Source organism: Serratia marcescens, from assembly GCF_001902635.1.
GTDB classification, from domain to species: domain Bacteria; phylum Pseudomonadota; class Gammaproteobacteria; order Enterobacterales; family Enterobacteriaceae; genus Serratia; species Serratia marcescens_F.
Genome location: NZ_MJAO01000059.1, coordinates 1 through 1,773 on the forward strand (window position 1 = coordinate 1; position 1,773 = coordinate 1,773).

The following is a 1,773-nucleotide window of genomic DNA, read 5'->3' on the forward strand; positions in this document are numbered from 1 at the left end:
CACTGCTCTTTAACAATTTATCAGACAATCTGTGTGGGCACTCCACAAGACGATATCCAGCATCTTCGGATGCAAAAAAATATCAAGTCTTGAAGAGTGACTAACTGAAGTAAAATTCATGCAGTAATCTTTGAGCATCGCTTCTCGAGTGGAAGCAAATCAAGCTTTTAATTGAAGAGTTTGATCATGGCTCAGATTGAACGCTGGCGGCAGGCCTAACACATGCAAGTCGAGCGGTAGCACGGGAGAGCTTGCTCTCTGGGTGACGAGCGGCGGACGGGTGAGTAATGTCTGGGAAACTGCCTGATGGAGGGGGATAACTACTGGAAACGGTAGCTAATACCGCATAACGTCGCAAGACCAAAGTGGGGGACCTTCGGGCCTCACGCCATCAGATGTGCCCAGATGGGATTAGCTAGTAGGTGGGGTAATGGCTCACCTAGGCGACGATCCCTAGCTGGTCTGAGAGGATGACCAGCCACACTGGAACTGAGACACGGTCCAGACTCCTACGGGAGGCAGCAGTGGGGAATATTGCACAATGGGCGCAAGCCTGATGCAGCCATGCCGCGTGTGTGAAGAAGGCCTTCGGGTTGTAAAGCACTTTCAGCGAGGAGGAAGGGTGGTGTCTTAATACGGCATCACATTGACGTTACTCGCAGAAGAAGCACCGGCTAACTCCGTGCCAGCAGCCGCGGTAATACGGAGGGTGCAAGCGTTAATCGGAATTACTGGGCGTAAAGCGCACGCAGGCGGTTTGTTAAGTCAGATGTGAAATCCCCGGGCTCAACCTGGGAACTGCATTTGAAACTGGCAAGCTAGAGTCTCGTAGAGGGGGGTAGAATTCCAGGTGTAGCGGTGAAATGCGTAGAGATCTGGAGGAATACCGGTGGCGAAGGCGGCCCCCTGGACGAAGACTGACGCTCAGGTGCGAAAGCGTGGGGAGCAAACAGGATTAGATACCCTGGTAGTCCACGCTGTAAACGATGTCGATTTGGAGGTTGTGCCCTTGAGGCGTGGCTTCCGGAGCTAACGCGTTAAATCGACCGCCTGGGGAGTACGGCCGCAAGGTTAAAACTCAAATGAATTGACGGGGGCCCGCACAAGCGGTGGAGCATGTGGTTTAATTCGATGCAACGCGAAGAACCTTACCTACTCTTGACATCCAGAGAACTTTCCAGAGATGGATTGGTGCCTTCGGGAACTCTGAGACAGGTGCTGCATGGCTGTCGTCAGCTCGTGTTGTGAAATGTTGGGTTAAGTCCCGCAACGAGCGCAACCCTTATCCTTTGTTGCCAGCGGTTCGGCCGGGAACTCAAAGGAGACTGCCAGTGATAAACTGGAGGAAGGTGGGGATGACGTCAAGTCATCATGGCCCTTACGAGTAGGGCTACACACGTGCTACAATGGCATATACAAAGAGAAGCGACCTCGCGAGAGCAAGCGGACCTCATAAAGTATGTCGTAGTCCGGATTGGAGTCTGCAACTCGACTCCATGAAGTCGGAATCGCTAGTAATCGTAGATCAGAATGCTACGGTGAATACGTTCCCGGGCCTTGTACACACCGCCCGTCACACCATGGGAGTGGGTTGCAAAAGAAGTAGGTAGCTTAACCTTCGGGAGGGCGCTTACCACTTTGTGATTCATGACTGGGGTGAAGTCGTAACAAGGTAACCGTAGGGGAACCTGCGGTTGGATCACCTCCTTACCTAAAGATATTGATTCGAGTGGCGTGCTCACACAGATTGTCTGATAGAAAGTAACGAGCAAA

Annotated in this window: 1 rRNA gene; it reads left to right on the forward strand. The window is 52.3% G+C overall.

Annotated elements, in window-relative coordinates:
* The first annotated feature begins 168 nt into the window (after nucleotides 1–168).
* Nucleotides 169–1,710 (forward strand): 16S ribosomal RNA (locus BHU62_RS24510).
* Nucleotides 1,711–1,773: the final 63 nt, after the last annotated feature.